General features: G+C 40.5%; 17 protein-coding genes. 2 read left to right on the top strand and 15 right to left on the bottom strand.

What is annotated here, in order from left to right:
- Positions 1-107: 107 nt before the first annotated feature.
- The 5 genes from MKY34_RS14785 to cyoE all read right to left on the bottom strand — a co-directional run bounded on the left by MKY34_RS14785 (position 108) and on the right by cyoE (position 4,980).
- A complete protein-coding gene (locus MKY34_RS14785) occupies positions 108-1,112 on the bottom strand; it encodes an aliphatic sulfonate ABC transporter substrate-binding protein (RefSeq protein WP_342511845.1) in 1,005 nt (334 codons plus the stop codon).
- Positions 1,113-1,150: 38 nt separating this feature from the next.
- Positions 1,151-1,903: an ABC transporter permease gene (locus tag MKY34_RS14790; RefSeq protein ID WP_342511847.1), complete on the bottom strand. Its 753-nt coding sequence runs from the start codon at positions 1,901-1,903 to the stop codon at positions 1,151-1,153.
- A complete protein-coding gene (locus MKY34_RS14795) occupies positions 1,836-2,678 on the bottom strand; it encodes an ABC transporter ATP-binding protein (protein ID WP_342515272.1) in 843 nt (280 codons plus the stop codon). The genes MKY34_RS14790 and MKY34_RS14795 overlap by 68 nt, the downstream gene beginning before the upstream one ends.
- Before the next feature lie 223 nt (positions 2,679-2,901).
- On the bottom strand, positions 2,902-3,831 hold the full coding sequence (gene cysK, locus MKY34_RS14800) for a cysteine synthase A (RefSeq protein WP_342511848.1): 930 nt from the start codon (positions 3,829-3,831) through the stop codon (positions 2,902-2,904).
- 285 nt (positions 3,832-4,116) lie between these two features.
- A complete protein-coding gene (gene cyoE, locus MKY34_RS14805) occupies positions 4,117-4,980 on the bottom strand; it encodes a heme o synthase (protein ID WP_342515273.1) in 864 nt (287 codons plus the stop codon).
- A 302-nt stretch (positions 4,981-5,282) separates the two neighbouring features.
- Between cyoE and MKY34_RS14810 the strand changes: the two genes are divergently transcribed.
- Positions 5,283-6,188, top strand: a complete 906-nt coding sequence (locus tag MKY34_RS14810; RefSeq protein WP_342511850.1) for a chemotaxis protein — start codon at positions 5,283-5,285, stop codon at positions 6,186-6,188.
- A 61-nt stretch (positions 6,189-6,249) separates the two neighbouring features.
- Here MKY34_RS14810 and glpX read toward each other — a convergent pair whose 3' ends face one another.
- The 6 genes from glpX to MKY34_RS14840 form a co-directional block, all read right to left on the bottom strand.
- On the bottom strand, positions 6,250-7,209 hold the full coding sequence (gene glpX / locus MKY34_RS14815; RefSeq protein WP_342511852.1) for a class II fructose-bisphosphatase: 960 nt from the start codon (positions 7,207-7,209) through the stop codon (positions 6,250-6,252).
- 134 nt (positions 7,210-7,343) lie between these two features.
- A complete protein-coding gene (dhaL, locus tag MKY34_RS14820) occupies positions 7,344-7,994 on the bottom strand; it encodes a dihydroxyacetone kinase subunit DhaL (RefSeq protein WP_342511854.1) in 651 nt (216 codons plus the stop codon).
- A gap of 13 nt (positions 7,995-8,007) precedes the next feature.
- On the bottom strand, positions 8,008-9,012 hold the full coding sequence (locus MKY34_RS14825) for a dihydroxyacetone kinase subunit DhaK (protein ID WP_342511855.1): 1,005 nt from the start codon (positions 9,010-9,012) through the stop codon (positions 8,008-8,010).
- Positions 9,009-9,479: a ribose 5-phosphate isomerase B gene (gene rpiB, locus MKY34_RS14830; RefSeq protein ID WP_342511857.1), complete on the bottom strand. Its 471-nt coding sequence runs from the start codon at positions 9,477-9,479 to the stop codon at positions 9,009-9,011. Before rpiB ends, MKY34_RS14825 begins: the two co-directional genes overlap by 4 nt.
- Positions 9,480-9,648: 169 nt before the next feature.
- Entirely contained in the window at positions 9,649-10,881 is a 1,233-nt protein-coding gene (locus MKY34_RS14835; RefSeq protein WP_342515274.1) for an MFS transporter, read from the bottom strand.
- A 104-nt stretch (positions 10,882-10,985) separates the two neighbouring features.
- On the bottom strand, positions 10,986-12,068 hold the full coding sequence (locus MKY34_RS14840) for an alcohol dehydrogenase catalytic domain-containing protein (RefSeq protein WP_342511859.1): 1,083 nt from the start codon (positions 12,066-12,068) through the stop codon (positions 10,986-10,988).
- A 476-nt stretch (positions 12,069-12,544) separates the two neighbouring features.
- Between MKY34_RS14840 and MKY34_RS14845 the strand changes: the two genes are divergently transcribed.
- Positions 12,545-13,324, top strand: a complete 780-nt coding sequence (locus tag MKY34_RS14845) for a DeoR/GlpR family DNA-binding transcription regulator (protein ID WP_342515275.1) — start codon at positions 12,545-12,547, stop codon at positions 13,322-13,324.
- A gap of 40 nt (positions 13,325-13,364) precedes the next feature.
- On the opposite strand, the gene MKY34_RS14850 is transcribed toward MKY34_RS14845, so the two are convergent.
- The 4 genes from MKY34_RS14850 to cysI form a co-directional block, all read right to left on the bottom strand.
- A complete protein-coding gene (locus MKY34_RS14850; RefSeq protein ID WP_342511861.1) occupies positions 13,365-14,135 on the bottom strand; it encodes a glucose 1-dehydrogenase in 771 nt (256 codons plus the stop codon).
- A 115-nt stretch (positions 14,136-14,250) separates the two neighbouring features.
- Entirely contained in the window at positions 14,251-15,171 is a 921-nt protein-coding gene (locus tag MKY34_RS14855) for a DMT family transporter (protein ID WP_342511862.1), read from the bottom strand.
- 183 nt (positions 15,172-15,354) lie between these two features.
- Complete coding sequence (locus MKY34_RS14860; protein WP_342511864.1) at positions 15,355-15,981, bottom strand: NAD(P)-binding protein; 627 nt, start codon at positions 15,979-15,981, stop codon at positions 15,355-15,357.
- Between the two features lie 69 nt (positions 15,982-16,050).
- Positions 16,051-17,778 carry an assimilatory sulfite reductase (NADPH) hemoprotein subunit gene (gene cysI, locus MKY34_RS14865; RefSeq protein ID WP_342511866.1) on the bottom strand — a complete coding sequence of 576 codons (1,728 nt, stop codon included), beginning with the start codon at positions 17,776-17,778 and terminating at the stop codon, positions 16,051-16,053.
- Positions 17,779-17,788 lie beyond the last annotated feature (10 nt).

Raw genomic sequence — 17,788 nt, forward strand, 5'->3', positions numbered from 1 at the left:
CTTTTAAATCAGAATAAAAGCTCCATATACTAACTTATCCATAGTACGAGAATTTTATAGTTATACAAAAAAAGAACCTACCAAAATACTAGTAGGTCCCCCATATATTATTTTCCTTCAATTTCCTGCAATTGATCCAATTGAATCATGCCCTCGATATCATTACTTTGCACATAGCCAGCCTCTTTACTAATATCTGCCATCTCTTGAATAACTTGCTCGTTCACAGATGTTGTCACTTCAAGTCTAGCGAATGCAGCTTGCAACTCTTCTTTATTAATTTCTTTTCCTGTTAAGTCCTTAATATGCTTAATGACAAGCGCTTGGCTTTCCTCAGGATTTTGTTGGATAAAATCGACCGCTTTTGTATGCGCTGTTAAGTAAGCCTTCACAAACGCTTCATTTTCCGTGAAGCTTTTAGTTGCTGCGACAACTGTATTTGTTGATTCCTTGCCCCAGGCGAATGACTCCCAATCCAGTAGTAGTTCCCCTTTTGCTTGCGTTTCTAAAATGTATCCCCATGGCTCTTGTGTCGCGGCAGCATCCACAGACTTCTGGATGAAGAGCGTTGCTGTATCTGCTGGTGCCGCAGCAAATAATTCAACTGTCCCCCCATTAGATGTTGGTTTTAGGCCAACATCATTGAGTGCTTTACGTAACATAACATCTTGTGTACTGCCAATGACAGGAATCGCTACTTTTTTACCGTCCAACTCCGCCAAATCGGTAATCTGGCTGCCTTCGCTTGCAACGAGAACCGCTCCACCGTTTACAGCTCCAGATAGGATGTGATAACTAGGGTCTTTGACGTACGTATTCAATAATGGCCCCGGTCCAACCGTCCCGACATCAATTGCCTTTGTTACCATCGCTTCCATAAATAATCCACCATTGTTAACGGTTTTTGTATTGATTTTAATATCTTCTCCAAACGCTTCTGTGAAGTAATCATTTTCCAACGCAACAATGGTTGCCATATGCGTTAAGTTTGGAAAGTAACCGATGTTTACTTCTTTGCTATCTTGCACTCTACCTTCTCCCTTGCCACAAGCTGTTAAAATGCTTAAAACGACTATCGAAATAAATCCAAGTATGAATAATTTATGTTTCATCGTTATCTCTCCCCCAAGTTTTAATTTATTTAATCTACTTAATGAATGCCCCATTTTTTCTGTACTCGACGTTCTAATCGTAAGAAGACGAGATTATCCATGATTGTACCGATGATGCCAATAATAATCATGACGGAAATGACTAAATCCATTTGTCCAAGAGATCGACCGGTTTCTAGTAAATGACCAAGGCCACCACCAGCACCGAGTAATTCCCCCGCCATTAATGCACGCCAGGAAAATGCCCAAGCAATGCGGAAACCCGAGATGATTTGCGGAACGGAAGCGGGTATAATTACCGTTCGAACAAAATGAAAGCCGCTCGACCCTAATGTTTTCGCAACACGTTGGTAGAGTGACGGCACATTTTTAAAACCACTTGTCGCACTCACTGTCATTGTCCATGTTGCCCCAATCGTTACGATAAAAAGAATCGAGAAATCATTTAAGCCGAACCAGACAATGGCCAGTGGAAACCAAACAATACTTGGGATTGATTGTAACGCGGTTACGAGGAATCCCAGTGTATCTTCCACAAGTTTAAAGCGCCATATTAAGTAACCTAGAAAAAGACCGAGTAGCGTTGCAATAGTAAAGCCAATGAGCAACCGACTCATACTCTTAAAAATTGCGACCGTTATTTGACCGTCTACAATCCCTGTAAACAGAGTTTTAAGCACTTGTAGAAAACTCGGAAACATAAAATCCGGTAAGCTTGATAGTCTAGATGTGACTTCCCATATCACCGCTAGTATCGCGATGAAGAGGGTTCGTCTCAAAAATGTAGTCATCCCCCATTTCCTCCTTTAACACTTTCTCAATTTCCCCTTGTAATGAAGCTAATATTTGTTTTTCTAAATGGAACGTTACGTCATTCGGCATGACACCATCCGTTGATGTTTTCGTAGAATACGTCTCTTTGATTTTGCCCGGACGTGTTTCAAACACGATGATCTTTTCAGATAACAGAACCGCCTCACGGATGTTATGCGTAACAAAGAAAATCGTCACTTTCGTTTTTCGCCATATTTCCAGCAATTCATGATGGAGCACCATCCTCGTTTGTTCATCAAGTGCGGCAAATGGTTCATCCATTAGGAGAATTGTCGGCTCCATCACAAGTGCGCGCGCAATGGATACACGTTGTTTCATGCCACCCGATAATTGATGTGGATATGAATCGATATATTTGCTTAAATGCACCATTTTTAACATATCAATCGCTTTCGTTTCCGCCTGTTTTTTGGGCATCCCTTTCAGCAATAACCCGTATGTGACATTATCGAGAACCGTTAGCCAAGGAAACAGGCCATCCTCTTGAAAAACAACTACTCGCTCTGGTCCAGGACCTGTTACGGCTGTGCCCTCAATCCGAATTTCTCCTTTGTCTGCTTTTTCAAGACCAGCGATCAAATAAAGCAATGTGGATTTACCGCAGCCTGATGGCCCGACAATCGAAACAAACTGCCCCTTCTCTACTTCTAACGAGATACAATCCAACACTTGTACTTGCCCCTTCTCTTCATGTGTAAAACTTTTTTCAATGCTATCAATCGTTAAATACATTTTGGGTCCCACTCCCATCTCAATACCTACTATTTTTATATGTTTTATACTATTAATCAATATTCTCTTATTTCTATGTAGTTTGTCAACTATTATTTTTACATATACGCTATTTTTATCTAAAAAAACCTTTTGCCAACTTTCGATTAGGCAAAAGGTTCTCTTTTAAAAGGATAAGTATACGTTTATTGACCAGGATTGATAACTAGTCCCTAGCTCTTTTTTATTGCGAAAATAGATCACTCGATAAGTAGCGTTCACCAGAGTCAGGTGCAATGCACACAACTGTATCCTCAGGGGTCAAACGCTTAGCAACCATTAATGCTGCATAGATGGATGCACCGCCTGAAGGTCCAATGAGTATCCCCTCTTGCGCCGCCGCATTCCGCACAGTCTCATAGGCTTCCTCATCTTTAATTTTAAAAATTTCATCATAAACTGCTGTATTTAACACTGAGGGAATAAAACCTGGACTTGTCCCAACCAGTTTGTGTTTTCCTGGTTCACCACCTGATAATACGGGAGATCCCGCCGGCTCTACAACATGAACCGTAACAGATTCATCATGCGCCTTCAACGCTTCTCCAGTTCCCGTTACCGTTCCTCCTGTACCTGACGTACAAACAAAGGCCGTCAATTTACGCCCAACCGATTCCAGTGCATCTACAATCTCAACTGCTGTCGTTGTTCGATGAGCATCGGGATTTGCTGTATTTTCAAATTGCATGGGAATAAAGCTATTAGAAATCTGTGCCGCCAATTCATTAGCCTTAGCAATAGCACCAGGCATTCTTTCACTACTTGGTGTTAGCACAACTTCCGCTCCATAGGCCTTCATTAAATTAATTCGTTCAAGCGTCGCATTGTCCGGCATGATGAAAATCGCTCGATAGCCCCTTGCTGCAGCATTCATCGCTAAACCAATGCCTGTATTTCCAGATGTAGGTTCTATAATCGTTGCCCCCGCTACTAATTGCCCACTTTTTTCCGCCTCAATAATCATATTATACGCCGCTCGATCCTTGACACTTCGACTTGGATTAAAATACTCCAGCTTCACATAGACCGCGGCCCCTTGTGCATTCGTCAATCGATTTAACTTTACGAGTGGTGTATTTCCAATTAAATCTGCGATATTATTAACTACTTTCATCTTTATTTTCCTCCCATTCCCACAAATTATTCTAATACGATTTTTCAATCTATATTATTCCTACCTTTTTATCATACAATAAAAACAGCGAGACAACTAGATAAAGTTCACCTAGCTAACTCGCAATTTTCCGCTTAACTGATAGGGGTTTGCACGTATAGAACAGGCGCTAGAGCCCAGACGGGTACATGTACTTAATTATCCACAGTACGAGACTTTTATAGTTTCCTATAGAACAAAAAAACCTCCGATTGGAGGTTTTTGTAGTACAGCTATCTATATTCCTTAACTAAACATCGGTAACGTCACAATAATAGCTGTAAGGAATAAAATGGCTACGTAATTTACCGAACAGAGGAACATCATATGTGCCCACTTCATATCATCCTTAGTGAAAAAACCAGCAATACTTGCGGCTAACCAACCTACGTTTAGCAGAGTTGCAATCACGATAAACACCGTGCCAAGTGAACCTAAAAAGAAAGGCAACGGCAATAAACAAGCAACATATACAGCAATTTGACGCTTCGTAAATGCAAAACCATGTACAACTGGGAGCATTGCAACATTCGCTGCGCGATATTCTTCACATTTTTTCATAGCAATGACAAATGTATGCGGCATTTGCCAAATAAACAAAATAAATGCGAGCATAAGTGGAACAATATGATAACCCGGAGCAATAGCTGTCCAGCCAATTAAAGGCGTTACAGCACCCGACACACTACCAATTACTGTATTCAACGTATACTTGCGCTTTGCCCACATTGTATACAAAATTACATAGGTGAACCACCCAACGAATGCATAAATAACTGCTTCCATCGTTGTAAAGTATAAAAATAAAAAACCGATAACAGACAATGCAATCCCCACGAATAATACCATCTTCAGCGAGAAATTCCCTGTTACTGTTGGACGTTTTTTCGTACGCTCCATTACTGTATCGATATCAACATCATACCAGTTATTTAGCACAAGAGCTCCAGCCATGACAAGCGTACTTCCAATCATCGTTAGCAAAAATAATTCCCAATTTGCTCTCAATGTCGTATCAGTGAAATACAAAGCTAGCCAAAATCCAGTTAATACAGGTAATACATTCGAAACCAAGACAATACCTTTGAATAATGATTTTAAATCTGCCATCAATGCTCGTACACTTCGATCTGTTTCCTTCTCAACCTGCTGCTGAGAAAAAGCAATTTCTTTCGTCATTTACAATTCTCTCCCCAAAAACGCCAGCACATATATACGCACTCTTTTGGACAACTGGCATAGTTATTCTTATTTTACTCTTAAACTACAAAGAATACAAAGAAACTAACACCATAAATAATAAACCGAAAAAGTCTAACTATTATTACCGAGAAGAAGGTCAGAGCAATATAGAAAAAATACCCTTTCCATGATACAATTGAATTACTAAAAGCCGTTGAGGAGTGGACTTCATGCAAGAACATAAAGGAATTTTGTTAGAAAGTGGCACAAATGAGCTCGAAATCGTTGAATTCGAAGTAGGGAACAGCAAATTTGGTATTAACGTGATTAAAGTAAAGGAAATTATTCAACCGATCGCGATTACTTATATCCCTCATGCCCATCCTCATGTGGAAGGGATTATTCAGCTTCGCGGCGAAGTATTGCCTGTGGTTGACATGTTTAAAGCGCTTGGCCTCCCCCCACACACGCAAAATGCACAAGAGAAATTTATTGTGGCGGAGTTCAATAAGCAAACCGTTGTATTCCACGTTGGAAATGTGACACAAATTCACCGCTTTTCTTGGGAACAAATTGAAAAGCCTTCTGATATGTATCAAGGCGGTAATTCACAAATTATCGGGGTCATCAAACATCTTGGTGAGATGATTTTACTACTTGATTTCGAAAAAATCATGGTCGACATTAATCCAGAATCTGGCATCAATGTTGAAGCCGTGAAAAAGCTTGGGAAACGGGAGCGTTCTGAAAAGAAAATCGTCATCGCAGAAGATTCGCCATTATTACGTAAACTATTATCAGATACTCTTTCAGAAGCTGGTTATGTCAACCTGGAATTCTTTGAAAACGGAAAGCTTGCTTACGATTATTTAGAAAGTATAGCTACTGAAAATGATGATATTGAAAAACATGTACAATTCGTCATTACCGATATCGAAATGCCACAGATGGATGGCCATCATTTAACAAAAAAAATCAAATCTCATCCAGTCCTATCCAAACTACCGATTGTGATTTTCTCAAGCTTAATTACAGATGATTTGCGTCATAAAGGCGATCAGGTCGGAGCACTCGACCAAATCAGTAAACCTGAAATTGCCGAGCTTATATTGAAAATCGATCGCCATATATTATAATATAAACAAAAATAGAGACGACTATCCTTTTTAGATAGTGTCTCTATTTTTTTATAATTTTTTAATGACTTGTTTCTACAAATTGTGAATGTGTGCTCGTTGCGATAAAGGAATGTGTTGCTATTTTGCCATCTGCTTTTTTACGAACACCCTTCAAAAGTGAACCGTCTGTAATGCCCGTGGCAATAAAGAAACAATCATCGGTCCTCACAATATCATCCATCGTCAGGACAGCATCCAGATTGGTTATCCCCATCTTCACACAGCGTACACGTTCTTCCTCATTGATAGGTGCAAGTCTGCCTTGGAAGTCTCCCCCAAGACATTTCAATGCCACAGCAGATATAACGCCTTCTGGTGCCCCACCTGTGCCAACTAACAGGTCGACATCTAACTCATCAATTGCCGTTGCAATCGCACCTGTAATGTCTACATCTGCAAACATTCGAACCTTCGCACCTACTTCAAGTACCTGCTTCAATAAATGATCATGACGCGGTCGGTCCTGCATCATGACCGTCAATTCACTTACATCTTTTCCAAGCGCTTTGGCAACCGCCTTCATGTTTTCCGTTAGTGAAAGATTTAAATCGATACAGCCTTTCGCTTTAGGTCCTACTGCGATTTTTTCCATATACATATCTGGCGCATGTAACAACGTTCCTTGCTCTGCCACCGCAAGAACAACCAAGGAATTATCCAGACCTTTCGATACATTTGTCGTGCCTTCAACCGGATCGACTGCGATATCTACAGCAGGGCCATTCCCTATACCAAGTTGCTCACCGATGAATAACATAGGTGCCTCATCCATCTCACCTTCACCGATAACAATACGTGCATCCATATTTATGTGATTCATCGCATCCCGCATTACTTTTGTCGCAGCACCATCTGCTCCGTTTTTATCGCCTTTTCCAATCCACGGATAAACAGCAGTTGCAGCCTGCTGTACCACTGTTAGAAATTCACTCGGGAGTGATTGAATATTCGTTACCTGTTTCGTATGTATCTCTGACAATTCATCCACCCTCTTTTCATGCTATTGTTTGTATAGTTGTCCATTCAAATTATCGAAGAGCCTTCTGTATGTTAATAAAAAATCACCCGCCCGTCAACAAGTTTTGACTTTTGATGAGCAGGTGATTTGTTTCATTACGCTGTTTGAGTAGATTTGATTGTCGTTAAAAATGTTTCAAGTATAAGATAAGCTGACATTGCGCCCGGATCGATTGTTCCTAAAGAACGCTCGCCAAGACGACTAGATCTTCCACGTTTAGACAGCAACTCTTTTGTCGATTCCATACCTGCTTTACCTGCAGCTACCGCTTCAGTAAATGCAACTTCAAAATCATTAGATATTGCAAAGTTCGCTTGCAAGCTTTCCAATGTTGGTTGAAGCGTGTCTACCATAGTTTTATCTCCAACTTCCGCTTTCCCGCGTTCTTTAATACCTTCAACAAAAGCTACCCAGAAATCTTTTAGGTCTTCATCTGTCACTTCTGACTTCCCTTGAAAAGCTTTTGCACCTCTCATGAAACCTGTTGCATAAAGTGGTCCAACTGAAGAACCAACTGCACTTAAAAACGTACGGCCTGTTAAGATTGCAATTTTGCCACAGTCTTCTTCATCTTTTAGTTCCCCATTTAACTTTTCGTTGACAGCTTGCCAACCAATCGACATCGTGACGCCATGATCGCCATCGCCAAGTTTTCGATCTAACTCACATAAATAGTCTTTTTGTTCTTCAACCATCGTTACAACGTTAGCCAAAAAGTTTTTAAACACATCAGCAGTCATTTTCAATGGATACGCCTCCTTATTTTTGAACATACATTGGACAATCTGCCGGATAATCAACAAGCTCCGCCAATTCTTCGTCCAGTTTCATAATCGTAATTGATGCGCCTCCCATTTCAAGTGAAGTGCTATAGTCACCAACATATGAACGGTGAATAACAATGCCTTTTTCACTCAAAATTTGGTCAACACGTCTAAACATAATATACAATTCCATTCTCGTTGTAGAGCCAAGACCATTCACAAGAACGGCTACTTTCTCTCCGGATTCAACCGGCATATCAGCGAGAATATCTTGAACAAGGCGGTCTACAACTTGATCAGCAGGCTGTAATTCCCCTTTTTCAATTCCAGGCTCACCGTGGTGGCCCAGACCAATCTCCATTTCATTGTCCTCTAATATAAAGCTCGGCTGTCCCGTTTGTGGAAGTGAACATGGTGACAATCCTACACCCATTGTACGTGTATAATCATTCGCTTTTTGTGTAACTCGAATTACATCATCAAAATTAAATCCTTTTGCTGAAGCAGCCCCAGCCGCCTTCGTAATAAAGAATTCGCCAGCAATTCCACGACGCTTTTCCATTTCCTCTTTCGGAGCAGAAGCAACATCATCCGTCACAATTACTGTACCTACTTTAATCCCACTTTCGAGATCTGCTAGCTCAGCTGCCATGCCAAAGTTCATAAGGTCTCCTGCGTAGTTTCCATAAATATAGACAACGCCCTCACCTTTATCAATTACTTTTGTCGCTTCCAAAATAGGATCTGGAGGAGGTGAGGCAAAAATGTTACCAACTGCAACACCATCTGCCATGCCATCTCCAACGTAGCCCATAAAGGCCGGTTCATGTCCAGAACCACCGCCGATTAACACCCCCACTTTTCCTTCGCGTGTTTCTTTTGCTGTAACAAGTGAGCGTGCATTTTCCTCTAATTGTCTTACATGATTCGGATGCGCTTTCACATATCCTTCAATCATTTCTTCTACAACATATGTTGGATTATTAATTAACTTTTTCACGCTTGTACTCCAGCTCCTTTCAGGAATTCCTGCTCTTTATCCATGATTTGCTGCACTTTTCTTGCTGAGTTACCACCTGGGAATTCTGATGCAAGATACATTTCCACTACTTTTTTCGCAGTTTCAATACCGATTACTTTAGCGCCCATCGTCAAGACTTGTGCATCGTTACTCTTTTGTGCACGTTCTGCTGAGTATGTATCGTGACACAAAGCCGCCCGAATGCCAGGTACTTTCCCCGCTGCAATTGCCATACCGATTCCCGTTCCGCAAACAAGAATTGCACGATCTAACTGTTTCTCGTTAATCGCGACCGAAACGTCAAATGCGACTGCTGGATAATCCACTTCTGTGCATGAATCTTGTGAGCCGTAGTCGACTACCTCATGACCTAGCTCTTCAATATACTCCTTCAAACTTACCTTCATATCAAAAGCATTGTGGTCAGAGCCTAATCCTATTTTCATTATACATCGTCCCTTCAATAGTTTCTTCTTTTATCTTTAAGTATATTTTTTCATTTATAATCGAAAAAGTCAACTATTACTTTCATTTGTTTTCGTTTGTTATTAATCATCATCATTTTAGACAAAATTCAAGAACGTCTGCATGCAGACGTTCCCATTGTTCTTTTTATTAAGTAGTGGCTACATTCGCAGCTTGATCAGATGCTTGTTGCTGTTTTGGTAACGTTACGAATATCATCAAAATGGAACTAACGATATAAAGACCTGAGTAAATCCATAGAATCCCTACAGTTCCAACCGTCCCGATGAAAAGACCCACAATTGCTGGGCCAACAAACGTACTGAGACCTGCACCTAAATTCAAAATGGACATCGCTGCTCCTCTGTTCTCTGGAGCAAGTGATGGCAATAACGCAGATAACGGTACAAAAGCTGCGACACATGCCCCAAAACAAATGGCAACAACTAAAGTCGCGGCATAATTCGGACCTAAAAGGTATGGGACATAATAAAGGGCCATGATAAAGACCGCACATCCAATACCACCAAACCACATGACTGTATTCCTCCAGCCAATTCGGTCACCAACAACACCCCAAATTAAGTTAAAGATTACATTACTCGTCCAAAGCGCACCATAAATTTGCAACCACTCAGATCGAGTGAAACCGACATCCATCATAAACGCTGGTAAGAAAACGACTAATCCATAAGCACCTGCTGTGTTGATTGTTCGAACAATACCGCCAATTCCCACTTTAGGTCGTTCAAATGCAATCGTAATCCCCTTTGATATGTACTTAAACATATCCGCTTTTGATTCAAATTTCTTACGGTTACTACCGTCATCTTTATTTAAATAAATGGCTAAAACCGCACCAATTGTAGCGAAAATGAGCGCACTCCAAAGTGCTTTCATTTCACCAAGGTAAGGAAGAGCAAAACTTGAGTAGTAAGCACCAAGCACATTCAATCCACCTGCAAACGCAACCCAGAACCAACCTACAGCTGTTCCAAGCTTCTCAGTTGGCGCATAGTATGTTAGCCATACGAGGAATGAATACGCAAATAATGGATAACCAAGTCCACGTAATGAATACGTTGGAATCATGACCGCAAGATTCATCGTTGGAATCCCAACCGTCAAAAAGACAATAGTTCCAGTAACAAACAAGATAAATCCGAGCGTCATTACTTTACGCGGACCTAACACTTCTGCAAGTACGCCAGAAAGCCATGCTGCAATTGCAACCGCGAAGCCGTAGACACTAAACAAAAGTGCAGATTGCTGTACAGTTAGGCCGTTATCAATTAAATAAGAAGATAACCAACCAAGTTCCAGTCCATCTCCCATCATGAAGAGCAAAACACCTAAATAACCTAAAGCCATCTTAGAATCCATGCCTAGTTTCCCTAAAAATCCATTATTCACTAGTTTTCCCTCCAATTTGTTTTAAATAAATAGGCTCCCAAGAAAAAATAGGAGCCTATTCAAAATTCATTAATTTATAAATTTGGGTTTAAGACTACCTTAAGTGAATCTGATCCACTTCGAACAAGATCAAACCCTTTTTTAAACTCCTCAAGTGGGAATTCATGTGTGACAACACCCTCTGTCGGAAGATCACCATTCGAAATTCCTTTAATAACTGGCTCATAGCAGTATGGACCTAAGTGAGATCCGAGTACGTCAAGCTCTTTTCGATCACTAATTATGCTCCAGTCTACTGTTACAGGGTCTTTAAAGACGCTGAACTCAACAAATCTGCCCAATTTACGAATCATGTTTAATCCTTGTTCAACCGATTTTTGAGCACCTGTTGCTTCAATGTAAATGTCACAGCCATAGCCTTCTGTCAGTTCTTTGACAATAGCATCTACATCGTCTCTCATCGGATTTAATACCATATCTGCGCCAAATTGCTTCGCTAATTCAAGACGATCATCAAACAAATCAAGCACAATCAGTTTTCCAGGACCCGATTTTTTGATGGCACCAATCATTCCTAAGCCAAGTGTTCCTGCACCCGCTAGTACAACAACATCTCCAAGTTCAATTTGCGCACGTTCTACGGCGTGATAAGAACAAGCATACGGTTCAATTAAGATTGCTTTTTCAATTGGTAAATCTTCAGGCACTTTATAATTAATCGCTTCTTTTGTGAATTTCATATACTCGGCCATACCGCCGTTAACATTGCTTTGGAAGCCATAGAGGTCGTGCTTTTGACACATCCAATATTGACCACGTTTGCAGAATCGGCAATCCCAGCAAGGTACGATTTGTTCTGAAATGATACGATCGCCGATTTCAAATCCTTTCACGCCTTCTCCCAATTTCACTACATGTCCTATGAATTCATGTCCTGGAATCATAGGTGCTTTAATATAAGCTGGTTGCGTTGCATCTCCCCAAAAACTCGGTGCTCCGTCAAATGCTTTCAAATCTCCAGCACAAATTCCACATGCTTCTACTTTGACAAGGATTTCACCCTCGCCAATTTCTGGAACCGCCACTTCTTCCAATCGATAATCGCCTGGTTCATAAGCTACAATCGCCTTCATTGTTTTCGGTATGCTTGTAGACATTCGATATCTCTCCCTTAAATAAACAGATTTTTTGGTTATGTTTTGTTCGCCGTCAATGGTTTTTTTGTTTCTTTTTGATATTCAAATGGATTGCAAGGCCCTTTTGAGCTTTTAGAATTTTTTAATTCATTTCTGTAATCGTTTTCATTATAAATCGTTTACTATCGAATAGTCAATGTATTTTATTAATTATTTTCGTTTATTTTTACTTGTAAGTGATTAAGCTATAATTAATAAAATAAAATCATATATTATTTATAGTTGAATAATCATTTAGATGATTTTTATTGTTTTTTTCAGGATATCATCAATTTACTTACTCCCTTCTATTGAAAATAGCTGCTCTTTCCTTTACACTTTGCTTTTAAGAGCTTTTTTATATTTTATGTTTTTTCATTTAGTTTTATTGTATGGTTATAATATAAGTATTCATCGAAGAAAAATATCATAGATATGCAGGTGATTGTGTGAAAAAAATGTTTGCACCGGAAAGAAGACAGATTATTTTAGATCAGTTGACAGAGCACAAACGTGTAACAATTAAAGAGCTCTCAAGAGCCATTAAAGTATCCGAAGCAACACTACGAACAGATTTAACAAAAATGGAAGATGACGGTCTTTTAAAAAGAACACACGGTGGAGCTATGTTGGTAGAGCAATCAGATAATGAAACAAGCTTCTCCACTCGAGAACAAAAGAATAAATTTGAAAAATCAACCATCGCCAAACAAGCTGCTAAACTCCTTTCAAATGGGCAATGCATTATGCTAGATGCCAGTTCGACTGCATTAGAATTAGCCAGAGTTCTAAAAGATATGCCTATCCGGCTAACAGTCGTGACAAGTGGAATAAATACAGCGCTTGAGCTACATAATCACCCAGATATCACGGTTATTTTATTAGGTGGCATTGTTAAAAAAGGATCGTATTCAGTAGAAGGTAATCTTGGTGCTAGTATTTTAAGTCAAATTCATATCGACATCATGTTCACTTCAGCTAATGGCTTCACGATTACTTCCGGCTTAACTGACTTTAGCATGTACGAAGTCGAGTTGAAAAAATCGATGGTAACCGCCTCCAAGAAAATCGTTGCGCTACTAGATCATACAAAAATGAATAAAAATTCATTTGCCTCTTTTGCGACAACTAGTCAGATCGATATGATTATTACAGACAACAGCATGCCTGAAGGGTACAAAGAGCAACTTATTGATCTTGATGTAGAAGTTCTAATCGCTTCTCCAAATAAACTATAAAAAAAGTAGCTGGATATATTCCCAGCTACTTTTTTATTATTCACCAAATCGTATAGCCACCATCGACGATAAATGTAGAACCCGTCACGAATGACGACGCTTCCGATGCTAGGTAAATCGCTAACCCACCAAGTTCATACGGTTCACCAAGACGTTTTAATGGCACTAAGTCGAGTACATGTGCAAGTTCACCGCCTGGTGCAAAGATCGGCTTTGTCATATCTGTTTTCATATAGCCTGGTGCAATCGCATTGACACGGATTCGGTCTCCTGCCCACTCAGATGCCATACATTTTGTCATCATATCTACCGCCGCTTTCGATGCGTTATACGCACATTGCGCTTCCGTGTTAGCAATGAAGCTAGACATGGACGCAACATTAATAATCGAGCCGCCCCCCTGCGCTTTCATCTGTTTTCCTGTATATTTGGAAACGAGAAAAACGCCGTTAACATTGACATCCATCGTCTTCTTCCAGTCTTCTAAACTCTGTTCTTCTACCGTGATTTTTTGACAAATCCCGGCATTATTAATAACAATATTCAGTTCAGTGAATTCGCTTACAATCCGTTCAACCATTGTTTTCACTTGTTCTTCGTTTGTAACATCCACTTGAAGACCTAATGTCTTACCCCCGAACGAAGCCAGCTCTTGCGCAGCCTTTTCCGCTGAAGCTACTTCCATATCTGCAATGACAATATTGGCACCGGATTGTGCCAATGCCTCAGCCATTGCTTTGCCAAGCCCTCTCGCTCCTCCAGTAATAAGTGCTGTTTTCCCTTGTAAACTAAATAATTGTTGGTAGTTCATCTCTACACTTCCTCTCATTAACTTTCGAATCCTATAGTTATTTTATCAATTAATTGTTTTTTGTCAATTTTCCTTTCATATACTTTTGTGTTGTATCATTATAAGAAAAAGGCTGTTAAGACGAGCTATCTCGTCCTAACAACCTTTTATTGAATAAATCCCCCAAAAGAACTTTGCCATTTCTCTCGCTCTTCCAGTTCACAAGAAAAATCCCTATAAAGATAAAAGTACCACCTAATAGAATGGACCACTTTAATCGCTCATCAAGCAAAATCCAACCAGAAATCACGCCAAAGAACGGAGCTAAAAAGAGAAATGCACTCGTTTTCTCCGGATTTCCTTGTTGCAATAAATAAAACCAGATGGAAAATTGCACAATGGAGGCTGGGATCGCAAGCCACAGTAAAATTGAAATCGATTGTGGATTCAGGACAAAGAACGGCTCTTCCAATAGAAAACTAGCTACAAAGAGAAGCAAACCACCAAAAAGCATTTGATATGCGGTCATCACCCATGTATCAAACTTATAGCCGTGTGTTTTAACTAATAACGTTGCAATCGCCCAAGAAACCGCAGACAGAAAGCCAAGCAAGGTTCCTATTCTAATATCCAATTGGCCACCCATTGTAATAAAAACACCGATTAATCCAAACAACACACCTACCCATTGTTGGATTCGATAGCGCGCCTTTAGAAAAACCGTTCCAAATACAACGACAAGTAATGGGTTCATAAACGTTAAAATAGACGTTTCGCCCGAAGTAATGGTCCGTAATGCTAGAAAAATACACCCCATTACACACGCTGTTTGAAAAAGTCCAACCAGCACTAGCCACATCCAGTCAATCCACTTCGCAGGATGCTGTTTTTTTAAGACTTTTACCATAATCGCCATAATAACCCCCGCAAGTGTAAAACGGCAAGCAACTAATAATAGAGGTGACCAATAGACAAGACCAAACTTCCCAACCGCAAATGAAGAGCCCATTAATCCAGTTGTTAAAATGACGAATAAAGCGAACGTTATTTTATTCATCGATTCCCCCCTAGCATGCATATACTTCCTCTACCAAATGCTCCTTCATCACCTATTTTGAATTGAGTGAACATTAAACTATTAGTGAAGTATACTGTAGTTTAATGTGAGTCGCAATTCAGACTAGCTAATTACCGAAAAAAATAGATTGACGGCCCAAATTAGGTTCGCCAATCTATTTTTTTACTCAGATTTTATAATAAATGCATCCATCAATTCTAGGAAGGCTTGCTGTTTTTCGATTGATTGTCTATAAGACTTTTCCGTAATATCTTTGAGCAACTGCCTTTTCGTTTTCCAATCAAGAAATGTGTATTTTATTTTTTCTCGCGATAGGGTAAGAAATTCAAGATAGCCCTCATAAGAATCGTCAAAGACGACCGCGAGTTCGTCACGAATCACTTTGGCTAAGGTTGGGCTTGCCCCTCCCGTTGCCACACTTATAATCAAGTCTCCCCGGGTAAGCTTTGCAGGGACATGGAAGTTACTGATTTCTGGATTATCAACGACATTGACAAGTTGATGAGGACTTGTAGCTAACGCGACCTGCTCATTCACCTCCTGATGATTCGTTGCGGCAATGACAATCCATGCAAATTCAAGATCGCGTGCTTCAAACACTTTTTTCCGCCAAATAATCTGCTTTTCTTCGAGTAACTTTTCGATTTCCACATGAATTTCTGGGCTAATTACGGTTACACATGCACCTGCTTGTAACAAGCCAACAATTTTCCGGTAGGCAATCCGCCCGCCCCCCACGACGATTGCCACTGTATTTTCCACATTACACATCACTGGATAGAAGGCCATCACCGATTCACCTGCCCTTATACGCTACTAAACAAGACCGTAGATATAACGGTCTTGTTCAATACCCCTCTATTCATCATGAAAATCCAAGCCTGATTGAACGGCTTTTACATGGCCAGCGCGGATCACAAAATCTCCGAAATGCTCACCTTCTAGCCTTTCTTTCGCGTATTGGCTAATGAGTGGTTTTAGTAAAGCTAGAATCTCCGCTTCTCCAATGTTTTCTCGATAAATCTTATTTAGCCGGTCTCCAGCAAACCCAGCCCCTAAATACATATTGTACTTGCCGGGCGCTTTCCCGATAAAGGCTATTTCGCCTAACGCAGGACGAGAACAACCATTTGGACAACCTGACATCCGAATGACAATCTCTTTATCGCGCAATCCCGATTCATCTAACATCAATTCGATTTTATCCAATAGTGAAGGAAGATAGCGTTCAGCTTCAGCCATCGCCAACCCACAAGTTGGAAAAGCCACACATGCAAGCGAACTTCGTCGCAATGCAGAATGTTGCTCTCCATCAGTCAATCGATATTGTTCCATCAATTCACTAATTTTCTTCTTATCTTCACTTGAAACATTGCTGATGAGGAGATTTTGGTTCGGGCTCAATCGAAAATCTCCCGTATGAATCTTGGCAATTTCGCGAAGTCCAGTCATAAGTTGATAATCTTCAAAATCTTGAATTCGACCACTCTGGATAAAGAGTGTGAAATGCCACTTACCGTTGCTTCCTTTCACCCATCCATAACGATCTCCATTATGTTCAAAATGATATTTACGTGCGGCTTCTAATTTCCAACCTAATCGACTATTGAGTTCATTCGTAATCCACTCTAACCCTTTTGCATCAACTGTGTACTTGAAACGAGCATATTTACGTACAGAACGGTTTCCATAGTCACGCTGAATCGTGATGATTTTTTCCGCTACTTCTAACAGTTGATCTGGTGCGCAGAAACCAATCACACGCGCCAATTGCGGATAAGTCTGCGTATCTCCATGTGTCATCCCCATACCGCCGCCAACAGCAATATTGAAGCCTACTAGTTTGTCATCTTCTAATATCGCAATTAACCCAAGATCTTGCGAAAAAACATCGACATCATTACAAGGTGGCACAGCTAAGCCAATCTTAAATTTCCTTGGCAAATAAAGCGCACCATACATCGGCTCAATTTCCTCGTTTGAATCTTGACTGTCAACGACCTTTTCACCATCTAGCCAAATTTCGTGATAGGCATTCGTTCGTGGTGAAAGATAATCGCTAAGCTTTCTTGACCATTCGTATACTTCCCCATGGACCGCCGACTGATACGGGTTCGGATTGCACATAACATTGCGGTTGACATCTCCACATGCCGCAAGTGTATCCATTAATGCCGCATTAATCTCCTGCATATTCTTCTTCATATTCCATTTTAAGATGCCATGCATCTGGTACGCTTGACGAGTTGTTAGCTTCAATGTGCCATTCCCATACTGATTGGCAAGTCGATCCATCACCAACCACTGTTCTGGAGTCGTCACTCCGCCGGGAAGACGGACACGTACCATAAACTGATAAGCAGGCTCTAACTTTTGGCGTTGTCGCTCATTGCGTAAATCACGATCATCTTGCAAGTAGCTACCGTGAAATTTCATCAGACGATTATCATCGTCAGGTATCCCCGAGCTAATCGGATATTCAAGCGTTTCTACAAGTGATCCCCGTAGATAATTACTTTCTTGTTTAATTCTTTCCACATCACTAGGTGGACCTGGTTGTGGTGGCAATACGATTTTGTTTGTCATCCGACTAACC

The organism is Sporosarcina sp. FSL K6-1522, from assembly GCF_038622445.1.
In the GTDB taxonomy this organism is placed as follows: Bacteria; Bacillota; Bacilli; order Bacillales_A; family Planococcaceae; genus Sporosarcina.